The sequence below is a fragment of the Streptomyces sp. CB01580 genome, assembly GCF_001905795.1.
Lineage (GTDB): Bacteria > Actinomycetota > Actinomycetes > Streptomycetales > Streptomycetaceae > Streptomyces.
This window is the reverse complement of sequence record NZ_LIXJ01000008.1, coordinates 61,732-87,328: the sequence shown is the minus strand read 5'-3', so window position 1 is coordinate 87,328 and position 25,597 is coordinate 61,732. Positions and strand designations below refer to the sequence as shown.

The 25,597-nt window shown below is 71.9% G+C and carries 22 protein-coding genes and 3 pseudogenes; 13 read left to right on the top strand and 12 right to left on the bottom strand.

The window, feature by feature from the left end; all coding sequences use genetic code 11:
• The first annotated feature begins 208 nt into the window (after positions 1 to 208).
• The gene (locus AMK22_RS42310; protein WP_443333291.1) at positions 209 to 1,156 is read left to right on the top strand and encodes a ScbA/BarX family gamma-butyrolactone biosynthesis protein; all 948 of its coding nucleotides are present in this window, start codon (positions 209 to 211) and stop codon (positions 1,154 to 1,156) included.
• Between the two features lie 162 nt (positions 1,157 to 1,318).
• On the opposite strand, the pseudogene AMK22_RS42305 reads toward AMK22_RS42310, so the two are convergent.
• Both AMK22_RS42305 and AMK22_RS42300 read right to left on the bottom strand, forming a co-directional pair.
• A pseudogene (locus AMK22_RS42305) lies at positions 1,319 to 2,839 on the bottom strand (AMP-binding protein); the annotation flags it as partial.
• Positions 2,813 to 2,992: pseudogene (locus AMK22_RS42300) on the bottom strand (hypothetical protein); the annotation flags it as partial. The pseudogenes AMK22_RS42305 and AMK22_RS42300, both read right to left, overlap by 27 nt.
• On the opposite strand from AMK22_RS42300, the gene AMK22_RS14500 reads away from it, so the two are divergent.
• The 3 genes and pseudogenes from AMK22_RS14500 to AMK22_RS14495 all read left to right on the top strand — a co-directional run bounded on the left by AMK22_RS14500 (position 2,991) and on the right by AMK22_RS14495 (position 5,539).
• Positions 2,991 to 3,725 (top strand): AMP-binding enzyme, encoded by a 735-nt coding sequence (locus tag AMK22_RS14500; protein ID WP_079186152.1) that lies wholly within the window; start codon positions 2,991 to 2,993, stop codon positions 3,723 to 3,725. The pseudogene AMK22_RS42300 and the gene AMK22_RS14500 overlap by 2 nt on opposite strands.
• Before the next feature lie 1,118 nt (positions 3,726 to 4,843).
• Positions 4,844 to 4,978, top strand: a pseudogene (locus AMK22_RS41770) (helix-turn-helix domain-containing protein); the annotation flags it as partial.
• Positions 4,958 to 5,539, top strand: a complete 582-nt coding sequence (locus AMK22_RS14495; RefSeq protein WP_274535423.1) for a bacterial transcriptional activator domain-containing protein — start codon at positions 4,958 to 4,960, stop codon at positions 5,537 to 5,539. The pseudogene AMK22_RS41770 and the gene AMK22_RS14495, both read left to right, overlap by 21 nt.
• 259 nt (positions 5,540 to 5,798) lie before the next feature.
• Here AMK22_RS14495 and AMK22_RS14490 read toward each other — a convergent pair whose 3' ends face one another.
• Positions 5,799 to 6,284: an ArsI/CadI family heavy metal resistance metalloenzyme gene (locus tag AMK22_RS14490; protein ID WP_073785316.1), complete on the bottom strand. Its 486-nt coding sequence runs from the start codon at positions 6,282 to 6,284 to the stop codon at positions 5,799 to 5,801.
• Between the two features lie 80 nt (positions 6,285 to 6,364).
• On the opposite strand from AMK22_RS14490, the gene AMK22_RS14485 reads away from it, so the two are divergent.
• The 3 genes from AMK22_RS14485 to AMK22_RS14475 are packed head-to-tail and all read left to right on the top strand — an operon-like array spanning position 6,365 to position 8,272.
• Positions 6,365 to 6,766: an ArsR/SmtB family transcription factor gene (locus tag AMK22_RS14485; RefSeq protein ID WP_073785080.1), complete on the top strand. Its 402-nt coding sequence runs from the start codon at positions 6,365 to 6,367 to the stop codon at positions 6,764 to 6,766.
• A 20-nt stretch (positions 6,767 to 6,786) separates the two neighbouring features.
• A complete protein-coding gene (arsB, locus tag AMK22_RS14480) occupies positions 6,787 to 7,872 on the top strand; it encodes an ACR3 family arsenite efflux transporter (protein ID WP_073785314.1) in 1,086 nt (361 codons plus the stop codon).
• Positions 7,865 to 8,272 (top strand): arsenate reductase ArsC, encoded by a 408-nt coding sequence (locus AMK22_RS14475; RefSeq protein ID WP_073785078.1) that lies wholly within the window; start codon positions 7,865 to 7,867, stop codon positions 8,270 to 8,272. The genes arsB and AMK22_RS14475 overlap by 8 nt, the downstream gene beginning before the upstream one ends.
• Before the next feature lie 50 nt (positions 8,273 to 8,322).
• Here the strand turns inward: AMK22_RS14475 and AMK22_RS14470 are convergent, their stop codons facing one another.
• From AMK22_RS14470 to AMK22_RS14440, 7 genes are read right to left on the bottom strand one after another with little or no spacing between them, the layout of a single operon-like run.
• A complete protein-coding gene (locus AMK22_RS14470) occupies positions 8,323 to 9,237 on the bottom strand; it encodes a hypothetical protein (RefSeq protein WP_073785076.1) in 915 nt (304 codons plus the stop codon).
• A 2-nt stretch (positions 9,238 to 9,239) separates the two neighbouring features.
• Positions 9,240 to 9,593, bottom strand: a complete 354-nt coding sequence (gene mnhG / locus AMK22_RS14465; protein ID WP_073785073.1) for a monovalent cation/H(+) antiporter subunit G — start codon at positions 9,591 to 9,593, stop codon at positions 9,240 to 9,242.
• Complete coding sequence (locus AMK22_RS14460) at positions 9,590 to 9,943, bottom strand: monovalent cation/H+ antiporter complex subunit F (protein ID WP_073785071.1); 354 nt, start codon at positions 9,941 to 9,943, stop codon at positions 9,590 to 9,592. The genes mnhG and AMK22_RS14460 overlap by 4 nt, the downstream gene beginning before the upstream one ends.
• Before the next feature lie 48 nt (positions 9,944 to 9,991).
• Positions 9,992 to 10,612, bottom strand: a complete 621-nt coding sequence (locus AMK22_RS14455; protein WP_073785069.1) for a Na+/H+ antiporter subunit E — start codon at positions 10,610 to 10,612, stop codon at positions 9,992 to 9,994.
• The gene (locus tag AMK22_RS14450; protein ID WP_073785312.1) at positions 10,609 to 12,264 is read right to left on the bottom strand and encodes a Na+/H+ antiporter subunit D; all 1,656 of its coding nucleotides are present in this window, start codon (positions 12,262 to 12,264) and stop codon (positions 10,609 to 10,611) included. Before AMK22_RS14450 ends, AMK22_RS14455 begins: the two co-directional genes overlap by 4 nt.
• A 17-nt stretch (positions 12,265 to 12,281) precedes the next feature.
• Entirely contained in the window at positions 12,282 to 13,073 is a 792-nt protein-coding gene (locus AMK22_RS14445; RefSeq protein WP_079186151.1) for a Na(+)/H(+) antiporter subunit C, read from the bottom strand.
• Positions 13,070 to 16,045: a Na+/H+ antiporter subunit A gene (locus AMK22_RS14440; RefSeq protein WP_079186150.1), complete on the bottom strand. Its 2,976-nt coding sequence runs from the start codon at positions 16,043 to 16,045 to the stop codon at positions 13,070 to 13,072. The genes AMK22_RS14445 and AMK22_RS14440 overlap by 4 nt, the downstream gene beginning before the upstream one ends.
• 466 nt (positions 16,046 to 16,511) lie before the next feature.
• On the opposite strand from AMK22_RS14440, the gene AMK22_RS14435 reads away from it, so the two are divergent.
• The 5 genes from AMK22_RS14435 to AMK22_RS14415 are packed head-to-tail and all read left to right on the top strand — an operon-like array spanning position 16,512 to position 22,008.
• Entirely contained in the window at positions 16,512 to 19,424 is a 2,913-nt protein-coding gene (locus AMK22_RS14435; RefSeq protein WP_073785067.1) for a sensor histidine kinase, read from the top strand.
• Positions 19,421 to 19,858 (top strand): roadblock/LC7 domain-containing protein, encoded by a 438-nt coding sequence (locus AMK22_RS14430; protein WP_073785065.1) that lies wholly within the window; start codon positions 19,421 to 19,423, stop codon positions 19,856 to 19,858. The genes AMK22_RS14435 and AMK22_RS14430 overlap by 4 nt, the downstream gene beginning before the upstream one ends.
• Positions 19,855 to 20,259 (top strand): DUF742 domain-containing protein, encoded by a 405-nt coding sequence (locus tag AMK22_RS14425; protein ID WP_391666376.1) that lies wholly within the window; start codon positions 19,855 to 19,857, stop codon positions 20,257 to 20,259. Before AMK22_RS14430 ends, AMK22_RS14425 begins: the two co-directional genes overlap by 4 nt.
• A 6-nt stretch (positions 20,260 to 20,265) precedes the next feature.
• Entirely contained in the window at positions 20,266 to 20,835 is a 570-nt protein-coding gene (locus tag AMK22_RS14420) for a GTP-binding protein (protein WP_073785063.1), read from the top strand.
• Between the two features lie 39 nt (positions 20,836 to 20,874).
• A complete protein-coding gene (locus AMK22_RS14415) occupies positions 20,875 to 22,008 on the top strand; it encodes an FAD-dependent monooxygenase (protein ID WP_073785061.1) in 1,134 nt (377 codons plus the stop codon).
• Positions 22,009 to 22,113: 105 nt separating this feature from the next.
• On the opposite strand, the gene AMK22_RS14410 is transcribed toward AMK22_RS14415, so the two are convergent.
• Together AMK22_RS14410 and AMK22_RS14405 are read right to left on the bottom strand one after the other, a co-directional pair.
• A complete protein-coding gene (locus tag AMK22_RS14410) occupies positions 22,114 to 22,515 on the bottom strand; it encodes a RidA family protein (RefSeq protein ID WP_073785059.1) in 402 nt (133 codons plus the stop codon).
• The gene (locus AMK22_RS14405) at positions 22,512 to 23,672 is read right to left on the bottom strand and encodes an acyl-CoA dehydrogenase family protein (RefSeq protein ID WP_073785057.1); all 1,161 of its coding nucleotides are present in this window, start codon (positions 23,670 to 23,672) and stop codon (positions 22,512 to 22,514) included. Before AMK22_RS14405 ends, AMK22_RS14410 begins: the two co-directional genes overlap by 4 nt.
• Before the next feature lie 244 nt (positions 23,673 to 23,916).
• Between AMK22_RS14405 and AMK22_RS14400 the strand changes: the two genes are divergently transcribed.
• Positions 23,917 to 25,569 carry an AMP-binding protein gene (locus tag AMK22_RS14400; protein ID WP_073785055.1) on the top strand — a complete coding sequence of 551 codons (1,653 nt, stop codon included), beginning with the start codon at positions 23,917 to 23,919 and terminating at the stop codon, positions 25,567 to 25,569.
• Positions 25,570 to 25,597 lie beyond the last annotated feature (28 nt).

Below are 25,597 nucleotides of genomic sequence, written 5' to 3'. Positions count from 1 at the left end.
CTCCAAATGAAACGTCCCTTCCTATCCTAAGAGCGGTGCACAAGGAGGAATCCGGGCTGCCACGGGGCATTCGCGACTCCCGGGCGAATCAAGGTGATTGACCGAACTCGCGGCACGGCAGAGCGAGTTCTCTATAGGTTGCGTCCATGACATCGAGCCACTTCACACCCGGCAGGGTCAGACCCGTGCCCGCCTCCGGGAGGTCCATGTGATCGACGACGCTCCGGGGATCGACGGCCCGCGCCGGGCACCCGGCCCCGTCGACCGCGTACCGGGTGTCTACGTGCACAAGACCGACGAGTCCGAAGTCCTGCTCGCCGCCTACCGGCGCTCGGGCCCCGACACCTTCCGGGTCGTCGCCCGCTGGCCCACGCGCCATCGCTTCTATCGCCCGGTGCACGGCGGCTACGATCCGCTGCTGGTCGCCGAGTCCGTACGGCAGGCGGTGCCACTGCTCAGCCACGCCGGGTACGACGTGCCCTTCGGGCACAGACAGTCCTGGGACTACTTCCGCTGCACGGCCGACATGGCCGCCCTGGCGGCGACCGCCGAACGCCCCGAGGTGGAACTCCACATCACCTGCGCGGACATCGTCCGGCGCGCCGGACGACTGGTGTCGCTGTCCATGCGGGTACGAATGGTCCGCGGCGGGCGGACGATCGGCCGCGCCGAACTGGGCTTCCACAACCACCCTCCGGCCGTCTACGCCTGGCTGCGCGGCCGTTACGGGGACCTGGACACCGCACTCGCCGACGCCGTTCCCCCCGCCCCGCCCATGGCTCCCGCCGACGTCGCCCGCGACAGCCTCACCGATGTCGTCCTGTCCCCGGCCGGCTCCCCGGCCCGCAGCCGGCTGCGCGTGGACCTGACCCATCCGGTGCTCTTCGACCACCCCGTCGACCACATCCCCGGGATGCTGCTGCTCGAGGGCGCCCGCCAGGCGGCGCACGCCGCCCTCGCCCCGACGCCGATGGTCGTGGTCGGCATGGACGCCTCGTTCCACCACTATGCCGAGCTGGACGCGCCCTGCTGGATCGAGTCCGAGTCCGGTGCCGGGACGGCGAACGGCGCGACGGCCCGCCGTACGGTCCGGGTGACCGCCCGGCAGGGAGCCGTATGCCGGTTCACGTGCACCGTCCTGCTCGATCCTCCCTGACGGCCGCCCGGCTCCCGAGGCGGACCCGACGCGTTCCGCGGCCCGGCAGGATCGCCCCCGCCCGTGTCGGGAGCACGGTCCCGCCACCGCATCGGCGCAGGGACGCGGGACGGCCGCGGGACGGTCTGCGGGAGCCGACGGGCCGTGCCCGGTGCTCACAGTGTGTTCGCGCCCCGCACCCATCCGGGTCAGCAACGCGGCGAACGCGGCCTGGAACACCATGAACAGGCTGGTCCCGGTGCGCCGGGCCAGCCCGGTCAGCGCCCGGTGCAGCTCCGCGTCCAGGACGACCGGGACGAGGTCGCCGCGATGCGAACTCACCGCCGGACGCGGCCGGTCGTAGGGCAGCGCCAGCCCATCGGGTATCCCCGCCAGCGCCTCGCGCCAGTACCGCAGTTGGCGGCCGGCCAGGCTCTCGGGATCGGACTCCTCGCCCAGCACCCGGCGCTGCCACACCGCGTAGTCCGTGTACTGCACCGGAAGCGGCTCCCACCCAAGCGAGAGCTCGACCGGCCCGGTGCGCTCCTGGCGCTGCAAGGGGGGACGGGATTCCTCGTTGCTGCTGATGACTCCCATCAGTGAGGCCACGGTCGGCGCCTGGAACAGTGCCTTGAGCGGAAGCTTCACGGAGAACGTGGAGCGCACGCTGTTGATCAGTCTGGTGGCCAGGAGCGAATGGCCCCCCAGGGAGAAGAAGCTGTCGTGCAGACCGACCTGTTCGAGGCCGAGTGCCTCGGCAAACAGGCCGGACAGGACGCGTTCCTGTTCGGTGGCGAGCGTACGGTGCGAACCGGCGGGCCCGGCCCCGGAGCCGGCCGCGGCGCGGCCGGGCGCGGGCAGTGCCCGGCGGTCCAGCTTGCCGTTCGCGGTCACCGGTACGGCGTCGAGCACGACCACCGCGACGGGGACCATGTACTCCGGAAGCCGTGACGCGGCGAACCGCCGTACGGACGAGGCGAGCTCGTGGTCGTCGACGGTCCGCGGCGCGGCGTCGCCGCCCGTGCGGGGCCGTCCCGTCGGGACCACGTACGCGACGAGGCGCCGGTCACCGGGGGCGTCCTCGCGCACCACGACCACGGCCCGGCCCACCCCCGGTGTCTGCAGGACGACCGTCTCGATCTCGCCGGGCTCGATCCGGAATCCGCGGACCTTCACCTGGTCGTCGGCGCGGCCCGCGAACTCCAGTACCCCCTCGGGGCTCCAGCGGACCAGGTCCCCGGTCCGGTACATGCGTGCGCCCGCCGGGCCGAAGGGGCAGGCGACCAGGCGCTCGGCGGTGAGCCCGGGGCGATTGTGGTAGCCCCGGGCCAGACCGGCGCCCGAGGTGTACAGCTCGCCGACCACGCCCGGCGGCACGGGAGCGAGGTGTTCGTCGAGCACGTACACCCGTGTGTTGCCGATGGGCCGCCCGACGGGCACACCGGCGCTCCCGGTCAGGTCGGCGGCCCGTACGGGGTGGGTCGTGGTGAACGTCGTGTTCTCCGTCGGCCCGTATCCGTTGATCAGGGCGACCGAGGGGGCGGATTCCAGCAGCGCCCGGCACTGCGACGCGGCGAGTACATCGCCTCCGGCCAGCAGATACCGAAGACCGGCGAAGGCCCCGGCGTGCGGGACGGCGACCCCCTTGGGCCGGCCGGTGGATCCGGAGGTGTAGATGATGTAGGCGAGGTGACCGGGCAGCAAGGAGAGGGCACGGTCGGCCCCGGCCGGCCCGTCCGTCGTCCCGGGACCGTCGAGCGTCAGCACCGGGGTGTCGGTGTCGTGCGCCGCCCGCCGGACGGTGTCGCGCACGGTGCCCGCCGTCACGATCAGGGCCGGTCGCACGTCGTCGAGCATGAACGCGACGCGATCCGTCGGGTACCGGTCGTCGACGGGCAGGTATGTGCCGCCCCGGCGCTCCACCGTGGCACGGTACGGGCAGCTCGACTGCCTCGGGCGCGCCGACGGCCAGGTGAAGATCCGGGGTGTGCGCATCGAGCCGGACGAGATCGTGAGCGTGCTCTCCGGCTGTCCCGGGGTGGCGCAGGTCGCCGTGGTGGCGAAGGCGTCGCCCTCCGGGGAGAAGCAGTTGGTGGCCTATGTGGTGCCGTCGTCCGGGGAGCGCTGCCCGGACACGTCGGTACTGCGCGGGCACGCCGCCGCGGCGCTCCCGGAGTACATGGTTCCGTCGGCCTTCGTCGCGCTCGACGCGTTGCCTCTGACCGGCAACGGCAAGCTGGACCACCGGGCCCTGCCCGAGGTCCGCGCGGCCGTCGCGCCGGGCGGCGCGCCGCCGCGCGACGAATGGGAGCGGAAGGCGTGTCTGCTGATCGAACACGTACTGGACGTCACGTCGGTCGGCAGGGAGGACAACTTCTTCTCCCTCGGCGGGAGTTCGATGACGGCGGCGAAGCTGGTGAACCGCGCCCGCTCGTCGCTGGGCCTGGAGCTCACAATCCGGACGGTGTTCGAGGCGCCCGTGGTGGCGGATCTCGCACGGCGGCTCGCCGACGCGGCTCCGGCACGGCCGCTGGGCATCTCCCTCCGGGATCTCGCGAGCCGTCGGCGGTCCATGACGACCGACGGCTGAGCGGTCAACGGGGCACCAAGGGCCGGTAAAGCGGATTCCTTTCCTCTTCGGGGCGGGCGGACATCGATTCACCTCACGAAGGAAAAGGCCGCGACATAGTCGATCACCACTGAACTCGGGGAACGGTTTTCACCGTTCCCCGAGTTCAGTGGGTTCGAATTGTCGCGGAACACTCCGAAGGGAAGGCCGGACGGTGTCGCCCGCCTGTGAATCCGCTGTGATTCGCGTGCGGCCAGCCCGCGATCGGAGCACGCGCCTCCGATTGTCTTCACGGCCCCGGAACCGGAGGGCGCGGGAGACCGATCGACCATTGCGCACCGAACGGACGGAACGGGACCGTACCCCCTTCACAGCATGGACCGAACATTTCTCCGGGAGGTCGGGATTCATGGGGTTCACGGCTGCACGTCTCCATACCCGAGCGACGCCTGACCGGATTTTTCCGGTGCTGTGGCGGAGGCCCCCGAAAACTCCGGAAGGCCGAGCATGCGGAATGAGAGTGTTTGCGCCGGGAGAAGACACGCTCCACCGTTCGGACGACTCCGTGACGAGGCGGATGGAGAGAAGATCCCCACAGCTCGGGGGGGATTGACAGAGACGATGCGGACGAGCACGGTGATGCCAACGGGGAGGTTGGGGTGGACAGTGCGTTGTCGTGGGTCGATCGACGGTCCCCGGATTCCGACGAGGAACCAGCGCCACGCCGGAAGGGACTGCCCCGGGCAGCCCCGGGCGCGCGGATCCGGACGCCATCGGCCCGAGTACGGCGCCCTCCCGACCGCCGGGCCGTATGCCTGGCGATGAAGCGGTCGATGTCCAGCGCAGCGGCGTAGGTGACACCCCAGGCCCTGCGGAGCCCCTCGGTCGGACGTGTCCTCGGCGAGATCGTTCCTGCCAGGGGCCTTCTGCTGTGGGGAATTCGAGAGCCTGAGCGGCACACGGGCCACGAGCCACGAGTCGCGATCGGTGTCACCGAGCATGTCGAGACGTTACCGAGAAAGGTTCACGGGTAGTTTCATGAGTGGCGACTGTACTATTTCGGTACGCGCTTTGGGCGCCTTCAAGGTTACGTTCAACGGAGACCCCGTTGAAGGTGGCAGGCCGGAAAGGCGCGGAAATTACTTCAGTTCCTGTTGCCGCACCGGGATCAGGTGGTGTCACGCGACAGCCTCTACGACGCACTCTGGCCGGAAGCATCGACGGCGGCCAACTCCAGCTCACTCAAAGTCGCGGTGCATGCGCTCAGGAAAATATTGCAGCAGGCCCAGCTCCTGCACAGTTCGGAGCATCTGAAATCCTCACTGCGTGTCCACACATACGAATCCGGCTACAAGCTGGAGACGCACAACGTCTGGACCGACTTCAACGAGTTCGAATCACTGGTCGACCGGGCGTACAACGCCCAGAAGAACCACGAAATCCACCGCGCGGACGAGCTCTACAGCAAAGCGAGCGAAATCTACGAAGGCGAATTCCTGCCGGGCCTCACGGACGACTGGGCGGCCACTCAGCGCGAGTGGCTGAGGAGCCGTCAACTCGTCGCGTTGAACTTCCTTTCCGAGAGGCATCTCAAGCAGGGCGATCACCTCGGTGTCATCGATGTGTGCCGCCGTATGCTGGCCGTCGACTCCCTGCACGAGGATTCGTATCGCATGCTCATCTCCGTGCATGCCGAACTGGGCCAGCTGACGCAGGTTCAGCGGTGGTACAGGCTCTGCGTCAAACGGCTGCGCGACGAGCTCCAGGTGCCCCCGAACGACAAGACCCAGCGCATGTACGAGCACGCTCTGCGCGGTGAACAGCTGAGCTGGTGACCACGGCGCCCCGACGGTGATCGACCTCCGCATCCCCTCCCGCCGTTCCCGATGCTCACCGCGACCGGTCCACCGGTCGGAGGGCGGGCGGCCCCCGCCCCTGCCACCCACTGCCTGACGCGGTCGCGCTCCGCCCCCGGACGCCACCGCACGGCCCCACCCCTGTCGGCGCCGGCACTGGTGGGCGTGCTCCCCTCGGCCGTCGCCGACGTCCGAGGGGACGGACACCCGCCGCGCCCCATGCGCAGGACGGCCCGTTTCAGCCGTCGCAGGCGCATCGCTCGATCGACGGCTCGACCGCCCCGGCCGCGGGGTCGGCGACGCCGGTCCGGCCGGAGCAGCAGGCGTCGTCGAGGACAGTTCCCTTGCCCAGCCGGTCGGCGTCGGCCTTGACGACGTAGACCTCCCACGGCTCCTTGCCGGGGCCGTGTACCCACACCTTGTCCTGGAGCGCGTAGCAGCAGGACGTGTCGTTCTCCTCGAACGTCGCGAGTCCCGCGTCCTCGAGACGGGTGGCCGCCGCGGCGACCTCGTCGGTCGTGGCGACCTCGACGCCGAGGTGGTCCAGGCGAGTGGCCCGACCGGGCTCGCCCTCGATGAGGACGAGCTTGAGCGGCGGGTCGGTGATGGCGAAGTTGGCGTAGCCGGGGCGGCGCTTGGCCGGCTCCACGCCGAACAGCTTGGCGTAGAAGGCCACCGATCCTTCGAGGTCGGCGACGTTGAGCGCGAGCTGGACACGGGACATGACGGTCTCCCCGATCACGTTGTATCGATGTTGGTCGATGCAACCTTGCGCCTTGGATCGAAGAACGTCAACATAGAAGCATGTCGAAACAAGAGCTCGTGGTGCTCGGCGGGGACGACGCCCGAGAGTGCTGTCCCACCCTGCTGACCACCCCGCTGGAGGAGGACCGGGCCGAGACGCTGGCGAAGGTGTTCAAGGCGCTCGGCGACCCGGTGCGGCTGCGGCTGCTGTCCCTGATCGCCTCCCGCGAGGGAGGCGAGGTCTGCGTCTGCGACCTCACCCCGGCCTTCGACCAGTCGCAGCCGACGATCTCCCACCACCTGAAGCTGCTGAAGCAGGCCGGGCTCATCGACTCCGAACGCCGCGGCACCTGGGTGTACTACCGGCTGCTGCCCGAGACGACCGACCACCTCGCCCGGGTCCTCGCCCGACCCACCGGGCAGCGGCCTGCCGAACCCTCCACTGCCGGGGCCGCCTCGTGAGCGAGGACGGGATCACGGCCATGCCGGTGGCCGGGCGGCTGTCGTTCCTCGACCGCTTCCTCGCCGTGTGGATCCTCGCCGCGATGGCCGCCGGCCTGGGGCTGGGCCGCCTCGTGCCGGGCCTGGGGAACGTGCTCGCCGGGGCCACCGTCGCGGGGGTCTCCCTGCCCATCGCGCTCGGCCTGCTGGTGATGATGTATCCGGTGCTCGCCAAGGTCCGCTACAACCGTCTCGACACCGTCACCCGCGACCGGCGCCTGCTCGTCCCGTCGCTGGTCCTGAACTGGGTCGTCGGCCCGGCGTTGATGTTCACCCTGGCCTGGGTGTTCCTGCCGGACCTGCCCGAGTACCGCACCGGGCTGATCATCGTCGGCCTGGCCCGCTGCATCGCCATGGTCATCATCTGGAACGACCTCGCCTGCGGCGACCGCGAGGCCGCCGCCGTCCTGGTCGCCCTCAACTCGGTGTTCCAGGTCGTCGCCTTCGGCCTGCTCGGCTGGTTCTACCTGACCTTCCTGCCCGGCCTGCTCGGCCTGGAGCGGACCGCGCTCGACGTCTCCGTCCAGGAGATCGCCGGCTCCGTGCTCGTCTTCCTCGGCGTCCCGCTCGCCGCCGGGTTCCTGACCCGTCGCCTGGGCGAGAGGGCCCGGGGCCGTACCTGGTACGAGACGAAGCTCGTGCCGCGCATCGGCCCGTTCGCCCTGTACGGACTGCTGTTCACCATCGTCGTCCTGTTCGCCCTCCAGGGCGAAGCCGTCACCTCCCGGCCGCTCGACGTCGCCCGGATCGCCCTGCCACTCCTGGTGTACTTCGCCGTGATGTGGGCCGGGTCCATGGCCGTCGGCCGCGCGGCCGGACTGGACTACCCGAAAGCCACCACGCTGGCGTTCACCGCGGCGGGCAACAACTTCGAGCTGGCCATCGCGGTAGCCGTCGCCACCTTCGGCGCCGCCTCCGGCCAGGCCCTCGCCGGAGTCGTCGGCCCCCTCATCGAAGTCCCCGTCCTGATCGGCCTGGTCCATGTCTCCCTGGCCGCCCGCCGCTGCTTCCCCCCACCCCGCCCCGCCGAACCGGCGGCGTCCCCGGAAGGTTCCGCCCGTGTCTGAATCCGCGAAGCCGTCGGTGCTGTTCGTCTGCGTCCACAACGCCGGGCGCTCCCAGATGGCCGCCGCCTTCCTCACCCACCTGGCGGGCGACGCCGTTCAGGTCCGCTCCGCCGGATCCGCTCCGGCCGACACCGTCAACCCTGCCGTGGTCGAAGCGCTGGCAGAGGTCGGCATCGACATCTCCGCCGAGACCCCCAAGGTGCTGACCACAAAAACCGTACGGGCATCCGATGTCGTGATCACCATGGGCTGCGGCGACATCTGTCCCGTCTTCCCCGGCCGGAAGTACCTCGACTGGGAGCTGGACGATCCCGCCGGACAGGGTGTCGAGGCGGTCCGTCCCATCCGGGACGAGATCGAGCAACGCGTCCGCGGCCTGCTCGCCGGCCTCCTGCCCTGAGGGCCGTCGCCGGACCGCCGCCCGCCACGCACGGATGCCCCGACGGCTGGTCAGCGCCCGATGTCGCGGGCGAGGTCCAGGCCGAGGACGCGGTCGAGATGGGCGAAGGTCTCGAACTTGGCGCCGGACCGCACGTCGCCCCGGGCGGCCACGTCGGCCAGCAGGTCCAGGACGGCGTGGACACCGAGGTCGTCGACGAGCGCCTCGTGCGAGCGGCGCAGCAGTTCGGCGGGGATCGGCGCGGACGGCTCGCGTGCCCAGCCGGCCACCTGCCGGCGCCACTCGCGCAGGGTGTGCCGGGCGGCGGCCAGGGCCTCGCCGGTGACCGTCACCGGCGAGGCGTAGGGGCACCCGAGCAGGAGCAGGCGCAGGGCGAGCGGATCGGCCGCGTCCGGTGCGCCCGCGGTGCCCGTGCCCGGCACGGTGGGCACGGCCGGGTCGACGGGTGTGCCGGGCGTGGTCGGCGTGGCGGCCTCGGCTCCGGCCGGGGCCGGGCTGTCCGGGGGACGGGGGCCGTCCGGCGGGGTGTCCTCGCCCGACGGGACCGTGGTGACCGGCCCCACCTCGATCCGGACCCCGCTCGTGGCGTCGGCCGGACCCTCGCCCCGGGCGGTCACATGGACGTCGGCGGGGCCACCGAGCGCGGCGTCCGGATGGCGCGCTCCCACGACGACAGGCGGGTGGATGCCCAGCACGTCCATGACCCGGTCGAGCGCCCGGGACCGGTCGTCGGCCGGAGGCGCGGTGGTGGTGAGGACCGTGACGACCTGCAGCCCCTGGAGCTCCGCCACGCGCGCGAGTACGTCGCCGATCAGCAGCACGCGCAGATGGACCGGCCGGATTCCGGTGCCGTCGTCCGTCCCCGCGTCGAGGGCGGGCAGATGGACGCGGCTGCGCAGCAGCCGGCGCGGTGGGGCGGGTACCTCCACGAGGCGGCCGGTGCGGGTGTCGGTGACGCGCAGCATGATCAGTTCCCCTCGGTCAGTTGCTCGTCGAGTTCGTCGAAGAGCAGCTCGCTGTGGTCGATCTGGCCGGTACGGTAGGCCGCCCGCGCCACCAGATGCGCCGCGACCGGTCCGGTCATCAGCTGGAAGAACGCGATCAGCGCCAGGGTGGCGAGATCCACGCCGCTGCGCAGTCGCAGGGCGACTCCGACGAGCACCAGGATCATGCCGAGGGTCTGCGGTTTGGTGGCTGCGTGGCTGCGGGAGAGCACGTCGGGCAGCCGCAGCATGCCGATCACGCCGAGCAGGCAGATCGCCGCGCCGGTGAACACCAGTGCCGCACCGGCCGTGTCGAGGACCTGGACCCAGACGTTCACCGTGTCTCCCCCTCGACGCCGTCGCGTCCGCCGCCGTGCGCGGCCGGGCCCGTTCCGTTCCGGGGCGCCGGGCGGTCGCGGGCGGCGATGAAACGGGCGATGCCGACCGATCCCGTGAATCCCAGGAAGGCCAGCACCAGCATGATCGGGAAGTAGAACGGGTCGCGCGCGAAGGCCGATTTCGCGCCGAGGCCCGCGATGATGAGCGCGGCGGCCACGTCCAGCGAGATGGCCCGGTCCAGCATGGATGGGCCTCGCCGGATACGGGCGAGCAGCAGCGCGCCGGCGATGACGATCACGACCACGGCCGCGGTGAGCAGCACCCGGTCGACGGTCTCCGGAACACTCATGCGCCGTACCTCCTCATGTGCCGCCCCCTGTTCGTACGAGGTGGCTCCTCACGCTTCGTGCCTCCCTCGGTGGGCGACGGACGGCGGTGGTCCGGCCACCCGGGCGATCTCGTCGGGGGTGCCGAAGGCCCGTACGACCAGCCGCTCCAGGCGCCACACGGAGCGCCGGGCCGCGTCCAGCGCGGCGGGCCGGTCCGCGTCGAGGACGTGCAGGAACACGGTGGCGGTGGCGCGGCGCACCTCGACGATCGATCCGCCGGGCACGTTCGACACGGCGACCGCGGTGGCCGCGAGCATCAGGTCGGAACGGCAGCGCAGCGGTACGGCGATGACCGCGGCCCGGTGCGGATGGCCGACGAAGATCTGCCGGGTGACCCGCACGCCCGAGGTGTACATGTCGTGGAGCAGGGAGCCGGTGAGCACCAGGATGCCCCAGGGGTGCAGGCGGAGCCCGAGGTCGACCCGGGGCAGCGGGAAGGCCAGGCACACGGCGATCGCGACGACCGCGCCGGTGACCACGTTGGCCCAGTTCGGCCCGGACCAGAGCAGCACCCAGATCAGGGTGAGCCAGGCGATCAGCGGGAGGTCCAGCACGCGTCGCCGCGCGTACCAACCCCGGTAGGGCGGCGGTCCCTTGTGCCGGAAGGACAGAGTGATGACGCGTTTCACCGGCCGAACACCGCCTCCGTGTAGGGGGAACGGCCGAGGAGTTCGACGGCCGAGCGGTCGGCGTACGAGGTCAGCGGCCCGGCGAACACGGTGAAGGCCAGTCCGAGGGCGACGGCCGCGGCGGTGGCCGCCGTCATCGGGCGCGGCAGCTGTGTGGTGGTGGTGACGGCGTGTCCGTGCAGGGTGGCGGCGACCGCGCGTCCGGCGGGCTCGTGGCGGTGCGGGACCGGTTCGTCGCCGCTGCCGGGGATGTGGTCGGGGCCCGGACCGATGTCGATGTCGCCCTCGTCGGAGCCGGACTCCAGGACGGTGCCGTACGCCGCCTGCCCCGGGGGCGCCGCCCGCCAGAACGCCAGGTTCCAGACCTTGGCCACCACGTACAGCGTGAGCAGGCTGGTCACGGCCGACCCGACGACGAGGAGCCAGGCCCAGGCGCCGCCGTCCTCGACACCGGCCCGCATCAGTCCGAGCTTGCCGATGAACCCGGACAACGGCGGAATACCGGCGAGGTTCATGGCGGGGACGAAGAAGAGGACGGCGAGCAGGGGCGCCGCCGCGGCCAGTCCGCCGATGCGGGTGAGTTCGGTGGTGCCGCCCCGGCGCTCGATCAGGCCGGTCGCCAGGAACAGCGTGGTCTGGACGGTGATGTGGTGGGCGACGTAGACGATCGCGCCACCGTACGCGTCCCGGGTGGCGAGGCCGATGCCGAAGACCATGTACCCGATGTGGCTGATGAGCGTGAAGGAGAGGAGCCGCTTCAGGTCGGTCTGGGCGACGGCCCCGAGGATGCCCACGGTCATCGAGGCCAGGGCGACGGCCATCAACAGGTCCCCGAGCCGGTTGCCGGGGAAGAGCAGCGTCTCCGTACGGAGCATGCTGTAGACGCCGACCTTGGTCAGCAGTCCGGCGAAGACCGCGGTGACGGGGGCGGGCGCGGTCGGATAGGAGTCGGGGAGCCACGCGGCGAGCGGGAAGGCGGCGGCCTTGAGGGCGAAGACGGTGAGCAGCATCGCCTGGATCAGGGTCTGGACGCCGGTCGGCAGTTCGGCGATCCGGCCGGCCAGCTGGGCGAAGTTGGCGGTGCCGGTCGCCGCGTAGGTCATGGCGATGGCGGTGAGGAACAGCATCGACGAGAGCAGCGAGACGATCACGTAGGTGGAGCCCGCGCGGACGCGGGGGCCGGTGCCGCCGAGGGTGAGCAGGACGAAGCTCGCGACGAGCATGATCTCGAAGCCGACGAAGAGGTTGACGAGGTCACCGGCGAGGAACGTGTCGGAGACCCCGGCGACCAGGATCAGATAGGCGGGGTGGAAGACCGCCACGGGCGTCTGCTCGTCCCGGTCGGCCATGCCCTGGCCGATGGAGTAGACGAGCACGCAGAGTGTGATGGCGGAGGAGACGGTCAGCATCAGCCCGGACAGCCGGTCGGCCACCAGGGTGATGCCGATCGGCGGTGCGAAGTCGCCGAGATGGACGGCCAGCGGGCCGTGCAGATCGGTGACGATCATCAGGGCGACGGAGAGCACCAGTACGACGGTGAGCACGGCGACGCTGACCAGGCGCTGGACCAGTTTGAGCCGGGTGCCGAACGCGAGGCTCAAACCGGTGGCGCAGAGCGGCAGCAGCACCGGCAGGGGGACGAGTGCGTTCATCAGCGGGACGAGGACGTTCATCCGGTGGCTCCCGGGTCGGTGTCGTCGGGGCGGGGAGACCGGGGCGGAGCGTCCTCGGGCCGGGGCGGACCGTCCCCCGGGCGGGACGGCCGCGAGGGGCCGTCGTCGGGGCGGGGCTCCTGCGGGTGCGGATCCTCGGGGTGCGGATCCCCGGGGCGGGGCGGTGGCTTCGGACCGCCGCGCGGGCCGGGCGCGCTCGGTGCGTGGTTCTGGGGGCGGGCCCGTCCCGCCGCGTAGTCCTCGGGGTCCGCGCCCAGGACGTCGTGCCAGAGGTCCCCGGTGGCGTACCGGCCCCGGGCCTGGAGCGCGCGATCGGCGCGCAGCCGGGCGCGCAGCCGGCGGCGCTCCTCGCGGTACCGCTCACGGTCCTCGGCCGTGACGTCGGCGGCGGCCCGGTAGCGTTCACGCAGTTCGTCCCGCTCCCCCAGCACCTCGGCGCGCAGGGCGATCCGCCGGTCCTCGTCGTCGTCGTGGACCTCGTCCGTGCCGTTCAACTGGTGGCTGCGGTAGGCCATGGCCAGGAGGAACGCCGTGGTGGCGAGGGTGATGACGATGGCGGTGAGCGCGATGGCCTGCGGCAGCGGGTCGGTGACGAGTCCCAGGGGGACGCCGTAGAGGAGCGGTTCCCGGCCGGCCGGTCCGCTCGCGGCGAGGACGAGCAGGTTGATGCCGTTGCTCGCGATCACCGCGCCGAGCAGGATACGGGTCAGGGGCCGGGTGAGCATGAGGATGCCGCCGACCGCGCACAGCACCGCGGCGGTGGCCAGGAGCGAGGCGCTCACCGTCATGCGGGGGCGCCTCCCGTCCCGGGCTCCCGCCCGCCTCCCGGTCCGGGTCCGGCGCCGGATCCCTGCTCGGGCCCCTGCCCCGGCCCCTGCTCCGGTCCCCCCGTGCCCGCCTCGACGGCCGCCGCCCGCTCGATCTGCCGGTCGATCTTGGCGCCGAGCGCGCGCACGATGTCCAGCACCACGCCCAGGACCAGCAGATAGACCCCGAAGTCGAAGAGGACGGGGGTGGCGAGGTGGTACTCGCCGAACAGAGGCAGCCGCCCGTGGTGGGACCAGGAGTGCAGGACCGTTCCGCCGATGAGACCGAGCAGGGCGACACCGGTGGAGACGAACAGCCCGAGGCCGGTGAAGAGTCCGGGTTGCAGCGGGGCGGCCTCGGCGAGTTCGAAACGGCCGCCCGCCAGATATCGGGTGATCAGGGCGAGTCCCGCGACGAGACCGGCGACGAAACCGCCCCCCGGCATGTTCTCGGCGCAGAACAGCAGGTACACCGAGAGCACCAGGACCGGATGGAACAGCAGCCGCGTCACGACCTCGAAGACGATCGACCGGTGCTCGGGGGCGAGCGTCGAACCGGCCGCGAGCCAGCCGCGTTCCGGTGCCCCCTCGTCGCCGCGCGGCAGACCCGTCATCGGGGGTGCGGACAACGACCAGGCGGTGCGCCCCCGCACCTCCTCCCTCAGCCACGGCTCCTCCGTACGGCGGTGCAGATAGATCAGGCTCGTCACCCCGATCGCCGCCGCGGCGAGCACGGCGGACTCCCCCATCGTGTCCCAGGCGCGCAGGTCCACCAGGATGGTCGCCACGACGTCCTTGAGCCCGTGGTGGGCGGTCTCCTCGACCATGGCCGCACCCGCCGGGGCGGCGCTCCGGGCGGCCGCCGCGACCCACACCACCACGCTGAGCGTCGCCGCCGCGGCCAGCGCCACCGGGATGCGCACGGCCCGCCGCCGGCTGCTGGCCGACTCCTGGAAGCGCACCGGCATCCGGCGGAGCACCAGCACGAATACGATCATCGCCACGGTCTCGACGCAGAACTGGGTGAGTGCCAGGTCCGGCCCGCCCTCGACGACGAACAGCAGCGCCGCGCCGTATCCCGTCAGCCCGGCCAGGACCACGGCCTTCATCCGGCGTCTGACGGTGAGGCAGAGGAGCGCCGCCGCGCAGGTCAGCACGGCGACGGCGCCCTGCAGCGGGGCGTCCCAGAGGCGCGGGGCCGTGGCCCCGCGCCAGGGCTGGTCGAACACCAGGACGGTGAGCTGGCCGGCCAGCATCACCAGCAGGGTGGTGGCGAGGTAGACGGAGAGCGAGCCGCGCTGGACGAAGCCGGTGAGCTGGAGGGAGAGCCGTTCCAGGCCGAGCAGCAGATGGCCGAAGACGCTGTCGGCGGTCGGCCAGGCGATCCGCCGGGAGAGCCGGGTGACGGTGGCGCGTCCCGCGAAGAGCAGCACCCCGCCCGCCGCGGCGAGCGTCGAGAGCAGCACGGCGGTCCCCATCCCGTGCCAGAGCGCGAGGTGGTACGGGTGCGCGGGCGCGGGGAACGCGTCCGCGTACGCGCCGAGCAGCCGGTCGGCCCATGCGACACCCGGCCCGAGCAGCAGCCCGCACACCGAGAGGAACGCGGGCGCCGCGAGGAACGCCGGACCGACCCGGTGCACGGGCGTGTCCTCGACCCCGGGTTTACGGGCGAAGGCACCCCATACGAACCGCAGGGTGTACGCGACGGTCAGGGCGGAACCGACGACGAGGGCGGCCAGGACCCAGCGTTCCCCGGTGTCGCCGTGCGGCAGTGTGTCGAACGCGGCCTCCTTGGCGGCGAAGCCGAGCAGCGGTGGCAGGGCCGCCATGGAGGCGGCGGCCGCCACCGCGACCGCGCACACCTGCGGCAGCGCCCGGCCGACGCCGGACAGGGCGCGCAGGTCACGGGTGCCGGCCGCGTGGTCGACGATGCCGGTGACCAGGAACAGCGGGGCCTTGAACAGGGCGTGGGCCAGGATCATCACGGCGGCGGCCAGTGCCGTGTCGCGGCTGCCGAATCCGGCGAGCACGGTGAGGAAGCCGAGTTGGCCGACGGTGCCGTAGGCGAGGACGAGCTTGAGGTCGTTCAGGCGCAGCGCCCGCCAGCCGCCGAGCAGCATGGTCACGCTGCCGAGGACCAGCACCACTGGCCGCCAGACCGGGACGTCGGCGAAGGCGGGGGCCAGTCGCGCGATCAGGTAGACGCCGGCCTTCACCATCGCGGCGGCGTGCAGATAGGCGCTGACGGGAGTGGGCGCGGCCATGGCGTTGGGCAGCCAGAGACTGAACGGCCAGATCGCCGACTTCGACAGGGCCCCGCACAGGATCAGCACCACTGCGGTCGAGACGGCGGCGTCGGCCGGGGGCGGGTCGGCGAGGATCGCGGAGATCCGGTAGGTACCAGTCACCTGACCGAGGATCAGGAAGCCGACGAACATCGCGAGGCCGCCGAGCGTGGTCACCACCAGCGCCTGGAGCGCGGAGCGGCGGCTGTGCTTGCGCTCGCTGTCGTACCCGATCAGCAGGTACGAGAAGACCGTGGTCAGTTCCCAGAAGACGTAGAGCGTCATCAGGTCGTCGGCGAGGACCAGTCCGAGCATGGCGCCCGCGAACGCCAGCAGGTTTCCCGCGAAGCCCGCCAGGCCCGGGGCCGAGTCGGTGAAGTACGAGGCGCAGTAGAGCAGGACGAGCGTGCCGATTCCGGCCGCGAGCAGCACCATCAGCTCGGCGAGCGCGTCGAGCCGCAGGTCGGCGCCGACGCCGTAGGCGGGCATCCACGACCATGTCCAGGTGAGCACGTCGCCCGACGCGGTGGCGTTCCACCGCGTGGCCGCCCACACGGTGGCGGCGGCCGGTGCCGCCGCGAGCACGACGAAGGCGCGCCTGCCCAGGAGTCGTACCAGCGGGCGCGCGCAGCCGGCGAGCACGAAGTGACAGACGATGAGCGCGGTCATGCGGCCCCGGAGAGCGCCGCGCGCCCACCCCGGCCCGAGATCCGGAAACCGGACGATGCATCAAGGACAAAAGCCACTCAATACAGATATATCCCCGACCGCATCTCACCCCTACGGCGCGCCGCACCCGTCCCGGCACGCCGCGTACGCCGCCGGGCGCGGTCCGCGTACGCCGCCGGAGCGCGGCGGCCCGACGCGCACGGACACCGCCCGCGTCCGCTCCCGGCCGACCGACCGCCCCGCCCCGCCCCGCGAACCGGTATGGAACGGGCACTTCCGGACCATGTGATGACACTGTGCCTGATCAGTAATGCACCTGTGAGACCACTTTCTTTTCATCTTTTGCGATGTGACTACTATCTGTCTGTCGAAGTTCTCAACGGATCTGGCCAGTCCTGAAACTGGCACCATCGTCTAGGAGCACGCCCTGCGCACGCGCGTCTCACGGCGGACCAAATCGACCACCATGTCGCTGCGGACAGCCCTTCTCGTACTGGCCATCGTTCCGGGAGTCGCGCTGGCCGCCCTCTGGGCCGTCACCAGTGGACAGACCCTGGCGGACTTCCAACGGCAGGCGGCCCAGGGCAAGTCGGCCGAGAAGGCCGGCCAGCCGTCCACCATCGTGTACTACAGCCTCCAGGAGGAGCGTCGGCTCAGCGCCGACGTACTGGGCGGACACAAGGCCGCCGAGGAACCGTTGCGACGGCAGCGCGTGCTGACCGACGACGCCATCAAGAGCTTTCAGGCGCTCTCCGACGTGGTGGCCGACGACGACCGGTCCGAGGTCCGGGACGCCGTTCGTACGGCACACGACGTGATCGCCCAACTCCCTGCCCAGCGCACCCTGGTCGACGAGAGCGGGGCCGAGCAGCAGCAGGCCGTGTACACCTACTACTCGGACCTGATCGCGGCGGACCTCGAACTCTTCGGGGCGCTCAGCCACGTCGACGACGGCCGGATCAGCACGCTCTCCCAGCCGCTCGTCGACCTCTTCTACGGCAAGGAGATGGTCTCCCGCTCGGACGCCCTGCTGGCGCGCGGCTGGTCCGACGGGAAGCTCGGCGTCGAGGAGTTCGCCGCTGTCGAAGAGGCCATCATGGGCCAGCCGCTCCTGTTCACCACCCAGGTCGTCCCGTATCTGTCGGCGGACGAGAGGGCCACGTGGGACAAGCTCGTCCGCAGCCCGGCCTGGAAGACCAAGACGCGGCTGGAGAACCGGATGCTGCGTCCCACGCAGGCCGACAGCTCCGGCTTCATCGCCCTCGACCCCGACGACGAGAAGACCTGGCGCGGCGCGATGGACGGCGTGAACGCCCAGCTCAAGGACCTGCTGGAGCAGCGCGTCACCTCCGTGGTCGAGGAGGGCGACAAGAGTGTGCGGTCCCTGCTGTTCACAGTGGCGCTGACCACGCTGGTCGGGCTGCTCGCCGTGATCGCGGTCATCTGGACCACCTGGCGTCTGACCCGCAACCTCCGACGCCGGATCAGCAGCCTCCAGGAACGGGCCGAGGAGCTGGAGAAGGCGCTGCCCGACGTGGTCGACCGGCTGGCCCTGGGCGAGCGCATCGACATCGAGGCCGAGGCCGGCGCCATCGAGCGCGACGCCAAGAACGGCGACGAGCTGAGCCGGCTCGGCGACGCGCTCAACCTGGCGCGCACCAGCGCGTTGACCGCGGCCGTCAAGCAGGCCGACCAGCACCGCGGGTTCGAGCGGCTCCTCCAGCGGATCGCCCGCCGCACCCAGCAGTTGATCGGCCAGCAGCTCAGGAAGCTGGACGACCTGGAACGCAAGCACGAGGACCCCGAGATCCTGGAGGATCTCTTCGACCTCGACCACCTCACCGCGCGTCTGCGCCGGTACGAGGAGAACCTCGTGATCCTCGCGGGCGGCACCCCGCACCGGCGCTGGCGCAAGCCGGTCCCGCTGCTGGACGTGATGCGTTCCGCCCAGGGCGAGGTGCAGGACTACCGGCGTGTGGCGCTGGACCTGAACGACAGCCCCTGGCTGTCGGAACGGGTCGTCGGCCCGGTCACGCACGTACTGGCCGAGCTCATCGAGAACGCGCTCACCTTCTCCCGGCCGCCGAACCCGGTCGAGGTCCGTGCGGCCAAGGTGAGCCGCGGTCTGGCCATCGAGGTCGAGGACCGGGGCCTGGGGATGGACGACAAGCAGCTGGCCGAGGCCAACGAGCTGATGGCCCATCCGCCCCGGATGGACGTGCTGGCCCACTCCGAGGACATCCGGCTCGGCCTGTACGTGATCGCACGGCTCGCGAACCAGCACGGACTGCGGGTGGAGTTCCGCTCCTCGGCGTACGGCGGCACCCGCGTGGTCCTGCTCGTCCCCGACGAACTCACCGTCCCCGGACCGAACTCCGGCCCGGTGGCCGTGGCGCCCCCGGCCGCCGCGCCCGCACCCGCGCAGGCCCCCGCGTCCGCGTCGGCCCCACCCCTGGCACCGGAGACGACCGACGGGCAGCCGCTGCCCACCCGCGTCCAGGGCCGCGCCCTGGCCGACGTCACCGCGATCAACACGGCGAGCACCCCCTACGCCCAGCAGCCGCACCAGACCGCCGAACAGCCCCAGCAGCCGTCCGGGACCAGATACCCCGCCGCCGCGGAACACCCCTACGCGGCCCCGGAGAACGCCGCTCCCGCCCCGCACCCCCCGGCACCGCAGGAGCAGTACGGGGCGCCCGCGCCCACCGGCGACACGTACACAGCCGCGCCCGTCGGGCCGTACGCCTCGCACCCGTCCCCGTCCCCGTCCCCGTACGGCACGGACGAACAGCCCTACATGACGGCCGCCGGGCAGTACCCGGTGGACCCGCCGCCGCCCTACCCCACCCCCGCGGGACCGGAACAGCCCTACCCCGCTGCGTACTCCGCCAGTACCGAGTCCGGTCACCCGCCGCTCGCCGGGCCCGCAGGTCCCATGGGCCCCGTGGACACCGTCGGCCTCCCGGTCCCCTACCGGTCCGGGCAGGACGACCACCGCCCGGCGCGGCTGCCGGTGTCCGAGCCGGACCACCCGGCACCGCCGGACCCGGAAGCCGTCCACGCGGAGAACGGCTCCGACCGAGCCGCGCCGCCCGCGCCGGGCGCCCCGCCCGCGCCCGGTGCGGAACCGCCGCTGCCGCGCCGCGTCCGGCAGGCCAGCCTGGTGGACGAGCTGCGGGTCGGCCCGGCCACCCGAAACACCGTGCCCCGACCGCCGGGCCCGGAAGAGAACCCGCAGGCGCGACCGGCCCCGCACCGGGCCGGAGCGGCGATCGGCGCCTTCCAGCGCCGGTCGCGCGCGGCCCGCGCGACCTCGGAGACGACACCGCGGCCCGCGCCGCCCGCCACCCCGCATCCCACGAGAGAAGAACGGTCATGACACGCACAACTGCCACACACCAGGACCTCGACTGGCTGCTCGACGGCCTGGTGGATTCGGTGGCCGAAACCCGCAACGCCGTCCTGCTCTCCGACGACGGTCTCGTGGTGAGCCATTCGCGCAGCATCGAGCGCGCCGATGCCGAACGGCTGGCCGCCATCTGCACCGGCCAGCAGAGCCTGGCCCGCGGCGTCGGCCAGCTCTTCGACGGCGGCGTCGTCCACCAGGTGATCGTGGAACTCGCGGACCTGTGGCTGTTCATCATCTCGGCCGGGCAGGGCACCCATCTGGCCGTGATCGCCTCCCAGGAGGTGGACGCCGAGATCATGTCCCTCGCCATGCACAACCTCGTCCAGCAGGTCGGCCAGAAGCTCTCCACCCCGGCCCGCGGCGAATTCGACGCCTTCGGTTCCGCGGACGGGCAGCACGCGTGACCGAGTACTGGGATGAGGACGCCGGGGAGGACGGGGCGGGCACGATGGTGCGCCCGTACACGATCACCCGGGGCCGGACCGCTCCCGAGCGGGACGACTTCAGCCTCATCACCGTGCTGACGACCGCACAGGACCCGCGGGACGAGCACGGTGCGCCGGTCCTGCCGGGGCGGCTCCAGCCGGAGCACCGGCTGATCCTGGAGCGCTGCCGTCGGCCCTCTGCGGTCGCCGAGGTCGCGTCCGGCCTCGGCCTCCCGGTGTCGGTGACCAAGATCCTGCTGGCCGACCTCGTCGCCCAGGGGCTGCTGACTGCCCGCGCGCCGCTCTCGGTGGCGCGGGCGGCCGGCGGCGCCGACATGGGCCTGCTGGCCGCCGTTCGTGACGGACTCCGGAGACTCTGAACCAACATGACAAGCAGTCAGGCGGCTCCCGCCGCCGTCAAGATCCTCATCGCCGGAGGCTTCGGCGTCGGCAAGACCACCATGGTCGGTGCCGTCAGCGAGGTCACCCCGCTGAGCACCGAGGAGTATCTGACCCAGGCCAGCGTCGGCGTCGACGACCTGGCCGGCGTCGACCAGAAGGACACCACCACCGTGGCCCTGGACTTCGGCCGGATCACGGTCAGTGACGAGCTGGTGGTCTACCTCTTCGGCACCCCCGGCCAGGAACGCTTCTGGTTCATGTGGAACGACCTGGTCAACGGGGCGCTGGGTGGTGTGGTGATCGCCGACACCCGCAGGCTGGAGACGAGTTTCGCCTCGATCGACTTCTACGAGAGCCGGAACATCCCGTTCGTCGTGGCGATCAACTGCTTCCACGGCCACAACACCCGTACCCCGGACGAGATCAGGGCCGCACTCGACCTCGATCCGCAGGTGCCGCTGCTGATCGGCGACGTCCGTCAGCGGACGTTCTCCCGGGACGTGCTGCTGGCGCTGGTGGACCACCTGATGGGTCTGCCCGCGGCGGCCGGCTGACACCCCGCCCCTCCCTTCCCCGTTCCGGAGAGCTCCGAGATGGCATCACCCCTGCGCGTCCTGATCCACGGCGGCGGCATCGGCGGGCTCACCCTCGCCACCGCACTGGCCCGGCGCGGCCACACCGTCGAGGTCGCCGAGCTCCGTGACGAGGTGGACGCGCTCGGCGTCGGCATCATCCAGCCGTCCAACGCCCTGCACGTCATGCGGGAGATCGGGGTCCTCGACGACTGCCTGGAGGCGGGCTTCGCGTGGGAGGTCCTGACCATCGCCGACCCGGTCGGCCACACCCTCGCCGAGATACCCCAGCCCCGGATGGGCGACGTCCCCGCCAACAACGGCATCCCGCGCCCCGCCCTGGCCCGGGTGCTGAACTCCGCCGCCGTCGGCGCGGGTGCGCGGATCCGCTTCGGCACCACGATCACCGAGCTGACCGACGACGGCTCGGGCGTGGACGTCACCCTGTCCGACGGCTCCTCGGGCCGCTGGGACCTGGTGGCCGGCTTCGACGGCATCGGTTCGCCGCTGCGCGCCCGGCTCTACGGGGACCGCTGCACCCCCCGGTACACCGGCTTCGCCAACTGGCGGGTGACGGTCCCCCGGCAGCCCGGGGTCCGGGGTGTGGTGATGGGCACCGCGGGCAAGGACACCAAGGCCCTGCTGACCCCGATCACCGACGAACTGATGTATCTGGCAGCGGTTTTCGCGGAGCCCGAGGACTTCCGTCCGGATCCGGAGCGCGCGCACGAGCAGCTCGCTGAGCGGCTGACGATGTTCTCCGGTCCGGTCGCCGAGGCGCTCGCCGCGGTCACCGACCCGGCCGCGGTGGTGTATTCGCGGATCTCCCAGGTCACGGTCGAGGAGCCGTGGCACGTCGGCCGGGTGGTGCTGGCCGGTGACGCCGCGCACGCCTCCACTCCGCACATCGCGCAGGGCGCGGCCATGGCCGTCGAGGACGCGCTGGTGCTCGCGCAGTCGCTGGACGCCGAGGACGATGTGGACTCCGCCCTCGAAGCGTGGGAGGCTCGCCGCCGCCCCCGGGCCATGTGGGTACAGGCCATGTCGCGTGCCGTGCTCAAGCAGGAGACGGGCCTGGAGACCACGCCCGAGGAGGACGAACTGCTGAGGATCGGGATACCGGGCGCGGCCCACGCACTGGTGAAGCCCTACTGACCGGCGCCCGCCTCCCGTCCGCTCCCGGCCTCCGCCTCCGCCCCCTCACGGACGGGGGCGGAGGCGCCCGACACCGGCCGGCCGGTTCGTGTCCGACCGACACGCTCAGGGCAGGACCGCCACCCCGTCGAGTTCGACGAGCGCCTGCTCGTCCCAGAGTCTCGCCACCCCGATGACCGCCATCGCCGGATAGTCGCGGCCCGCCAACCGGCGCCAGATCCGGCCCAGTTCACCTGCTCGGTCCCGGTAGTCGGCGACATCGGTGGCGTACACCGTCACCCGGGCCAGGTCCGCCGGGGCGCCGCCCGCCGCGCGCAGGGCGGTGAGCAGGTTGGCGAGCGCCGTCGCGAACTGCTCGGGCAGCGTGGCGCCGACGATCTTGCCGTCCACGTCGAGCGCGGTCTGCCCGGCCAGGAAGACCAGTTGGCCACCGACGGCCGTCGTGGCGTGCGAGAACCCCGCCGGGGGCGACAGTTCGGCGGGGTTGATCCGGTGCACCGGACTCATGCGGACGCCTCCCTGTTCGCGTACGACTCCCGGGCGATGATGGTGCGCTGCACCTCGCTGGCGCCCTCGTAGATCCGCGGGGCGCGGACCTCCCGGTAGAGGTGTTCGAGCAGGTGGCCGCGGCGCAGGGCGCGGGCGCCGTGCAGTTGGACGGCGGTGTCGACGACGTACTGCGCGGTCTCGGTGGCGTACAGCTTCGCCATGGCCGCGCGGCGCGGCACGCCCTCTTCGCCCGCGTCGTGCGCGGCTGCCGCCGCGTACACCAGGAGCCGAGCGGCCTCGGTGCGGGTGGCCATCTCGGCGACCTGGTGGGAGACGGCCTGGAGGTCCTTCAACGGGCCGCCGAACGCGGTGCGTCCGGCGGTGTGGGCGAGCGTGGCGTCCAGGGCGGCGCGGGCCATGCCCACGGCGAACGCGCCCACGCTGGGGCGGAACAGGTTCAGGGTGTCCATGGCGACCCGGAAGCCGCGGTCCGGTTCGCCGAGCACGTCCTCGACGGTGACGGGGACACCGTCGAAGCACAGGGTTCCGATGGGGTGCGGCGAGAGCATGTCCAGTGCGCAGCCGGTGAGTCCGGGACGGTCGGCGGGCACGAGGAACGCGGTGACGCCGCGTGATCCGACCCCCCGGGTCGTACGGGCGAAGACGGTGTAGAAGTCGGCCTGCGGGGCGTTGGAGATCCAGCACTTCTCACCGGTGAGCCGCCAGCCGCGGCCCTGACCGGAAGCGGAACCGGGACCGAGGCCCCCGTCGGGGGCGGCGTCCAGGGACAGGGCCGCCGCGTCGGAGCCGGCACCCGGCTCGCTGAGCGCGAAGGCGGCCACGGCGCGCCCCGCCCGCACCTCGGGCAGCCAGCGCGCCCGCTGGGCGGGCGTACCGGCCCGGAGCACCGGGTGGCTGCCGAGCCCCTGGAGGGCCAGGGCGGTCTCCGCCTCGGTACAGCCACGGGCCAGGGATTCGCGGAGCAGACAGAGGTCGAGCGCTCCGGAGTCCAACATCCGGTCGAGCAGACCCGACGCGCCGAGCGCGGCGATCAAGGGGCGGTTCACGTGGCCCGGTTCGCCCTTTTCGGCGAGGGGCCGCAGTCGCTGTTCGGCGAGGGCTCTCAACTCCTCGCACCACGAGGTCTGTGCCGGATCGAGCGAGAATGCCGTCATCGCGGCGTCTCTCCTGTCGCGTCTCGTCTGAGTCGTCCTTCTCGTTACTGTCGTCTTCCCCGTTCTTGCGTCTCCTTTCCGCCGGACTTCCGTCCTCCGCCCACCGGACCTCTCGGTACGTCATGTTCCGTACCCGGTCCGCACGCCGGCCCTTCGACGGTTTCGCGCCTCTTTGTCCATCGCGGACCGTTGACTACCGTCACCCGAACGATACGCTCCAGAGGCGACAAGGGGGCGATCCTTCATGGACCCGAAGACCTCAGCGCACCTCGACACCTTCGCCCGGGAGCACCTCCCTCCCTCGGACCAGTGGCCGGACCTGCTCTTCGATCTCCCCGAACTGCGCTATCCGGCCCGGCTCAACTGCGCGGCGGAACTCCTGGACCGGACCGTCGACCGGCTGGGCCCGGACCGTCCCGCCTTCCGCACCCCCGACGGCGGGGTGTGGAGCTACGGGGAGCTGCGGGAGCGGGTGGACCGGATCGCCCACGTCCTGACCTCCGGTCTGGGGGTCGTCCCCGGCAACCGGGTGCTGCTGCGCGGTCCCACCACCCCCCATCTGGCCGCCTGTTGGCTCGCGGTGCTGAAGGCGGGCGCCATAGCGGTCACGGTCCTGGACCGGCAGCGGGCGGCCGAACTCGCCACCATCTGCTCGATCGCCCGGGTGAGCCACGCCCTGTGCGACGTCCGGTCGGTCGACGACCTGGTGCGGGCAGAGGTGCCGGGGCTGCGGATCACGGTGTACGGGGGTGACGCACCGGACGATCTGCTCCGCCTGACCGGGGCGGGGGCCGGGGCCGTCACCAAGAACGGGGCCGAGGACGGAAGAGAGCCGTACGTCCCGGTGGACACGGCGGCGGACGACGTCGCGCTGATCGCGTTCACCTCGGGCACCACCGGTCGCCCCAAGGGCTGCATGCACTTCCATCGGGACGTGCTCGCCATCGCGGACACGTTCTCGCGCCATGTGCTGCGCCCCACGCCCGACGACGTGTTCGCGGGAAGTCCCCCGCTCGGCTTCACCTTCGGACTCGGCGGTCTGGTGGTCTTCCCGCTCCGGGCCGGTGCCAGTGCGCTGCTGCTCGAACAGTCCGGTCCGAAGCGGCTGCTGCCCGCGCTCGCCGCCCACCGGGTCTCGGTCCTGTTCACCGCGCCGACCGCCTACCGCCTGATGCTCGACCACGTGGACGCGCACGACCTGAGCGCGCTGCGGCGCTGCGTCTCCGCCGGGGAGAACCTTCCGGCCGCCACCTGGCGGTCCTGGTACGAGCGGACGGGGCTGCGCATCATCAACGGCATCGGCGCCACCGAGCTGCTGCACATCTTCGTCTCCGCCGCCGACGACGCGGTGCGCCCCGGCACCACCGGCGTTCCCGTGCCCGGCTGGCAGGCCCGGGTGCTGGACCGCGAGGGGCGAGAGGTGCCGGACGGGGAACCCGGTCTCCTCGCGGTGCGCGGTCCCATCGGGTGCCGCTACCTCGCCGACGAGCGCCAGCGGGAGTACGTGGCACACGGCTGGAACATCACCGGCGACACCTATGTGCGCGACGCGGACGGCTACTTCCATTACGTCGCCCGCGCGGACGACATGATCATTTCCTCCGGCTACAACATCGCGGGCCCCGAGGTCGAGGACGTCCTCCTGCGCCATCCCTCGGTCGCGGAGGCGGCGGTGGTGGGCGGGGCGGACGAGCTGCGCGGCCGGATCGTGGTGGCGTACGTGGTGCTGCGCGCGGGCGCGGAGCTGTCGGCCGAGGCGTTGCGTACGTACGTGAAGGGCGAGCTGTCCCCGTACAAGTGTCCGCGCGTCATCGAGTTCCTGCCCGCCCTCCCCCGCACGGCGACCGGGAAGCTGCAGCGTTTCCGTCTTCGCGAGGAGCGTCCCGAAGGGGCCTGAGGGAAATACGGGTGCTCCGTCCCCGGCG

Excerpts from the sequence above, each read along its gene's own strand:
- AMK22_RS14440 (WP_079186150.1), bottom strand. The coding sequence starts at position 16,045 with ATGACCGCGCTCATCGTCTGTCACTTCGTGCTCGCCGGCTGCGCGCGC.
- AMK22_RS14430 (WP_073785065.1), top strand. The coding sequence starts at position 19,421 with ATGACACGCACAACTGCCACACACCAGGACCTCGACTGGCTGCTCGAC.
- AMK22_RS14415 (WP_073785061.1), top strand. The coding sequence starts at position 20,875 with ATGGCATCACCCCTGCGCGTCCTGATCCACGGCGGCGGCATCGGCGGG.
- AMK22_RS14450 (WP_073785312.1), bottom strand. The coding sequence starts at position 12,264 with ATGAACGCACTCGTCCCCCTGCCGGTGCTGCTGCCGCTCTGCGCCACC.
- AMK22_RS14485 (WP_073785080.1), top strand. The coding sequence starts at position 6,365 with ATGTCGAAACAAGAGCTCGTGGTGCTCGGCGGGGACGACGCCCGAGAG.
- arsB (WP_073785314.1), top strand. The coding sequence starts at position 6,787 with ATGCCGGTGGCCGGGCGGCTGTCGTTCCTCGACCGCTTCCTCGCCGTG.
- AMK22_RS14470 (WP_073785076.1), bottom strand. The coding sequence starts at position 9,237 with ATGCTGCGCGTCACCGACACCCGCACCGGCCGCCTCGTGGAGGTACCC.
- AMK22_RS14435 (WP_073785067.1), top strand. The coding sequence starts at position 16,512 with ATGTCGCTGCGGACAGCCCTTCTCGTACTGGCCATCGTTCCGGGAGTC.
- AMK22_RS14400 (WP_073785055.1), top strand. The coding sequence starts at position 23,917 with ATGGACCCGAAGACCTCAGCGCACCTCGACACCTTCGCCCGGGAGCAC.
- AMK22_RS14445 (WP_079186151.1), bottom strand. The coding sequence starts at position 13,073 with ATGACGGTGAGCGCCTCGCTCCTGGCCACCGCCGCGGTGCTGTGCGCG.
- AMK22_RS14460 (WP_073785071.1), bottom strand. The coding sequence starts at position 9,943 with ATGAGTGTTCCGGAGACCGTCGACCGGGTGCTGCTCACCGCGGCCGTG.
- AMK22_RS14410 (WP_073785059.1), bottom strand. The coding sequence starts at position 22,515 with ATGAGTCCGGTGCACCGGATCAACCCCGCCGAACTGTCGCCCCCGGCG.
- AMK22_RS14420 (WP_073785063.1), top strand. The coding sequence starts at position 20,266 with ATGACAAGCAGTCAGGCGGCTCCCGCCGCCGTCAAGATCCTCATCGCC.
- AMK22_RS14405 (WP_073785057.1), bottom strand. The coding sequence starts at position 23,672 with ATGACGGCATTCTCGCTCGATCCGGCACAGACCTCGTGGTGCGAGGAG.
- AMK22_RS14500 (WP_079186152.1), top strand. The coding sequence starts at position 2,991 with ATGAACGCGACGCGATCCGTCGGGTACCGGTCGTCGACGGGCAGGTAT.
- AMK22_RS14490 (WP_073785316.1), bottom strand. The coding sequence starts at position 6,284 with ATGTCCCGTGTCCAGCTCGCGCTCAACGTCGCCGACCTCGAAGGATCG.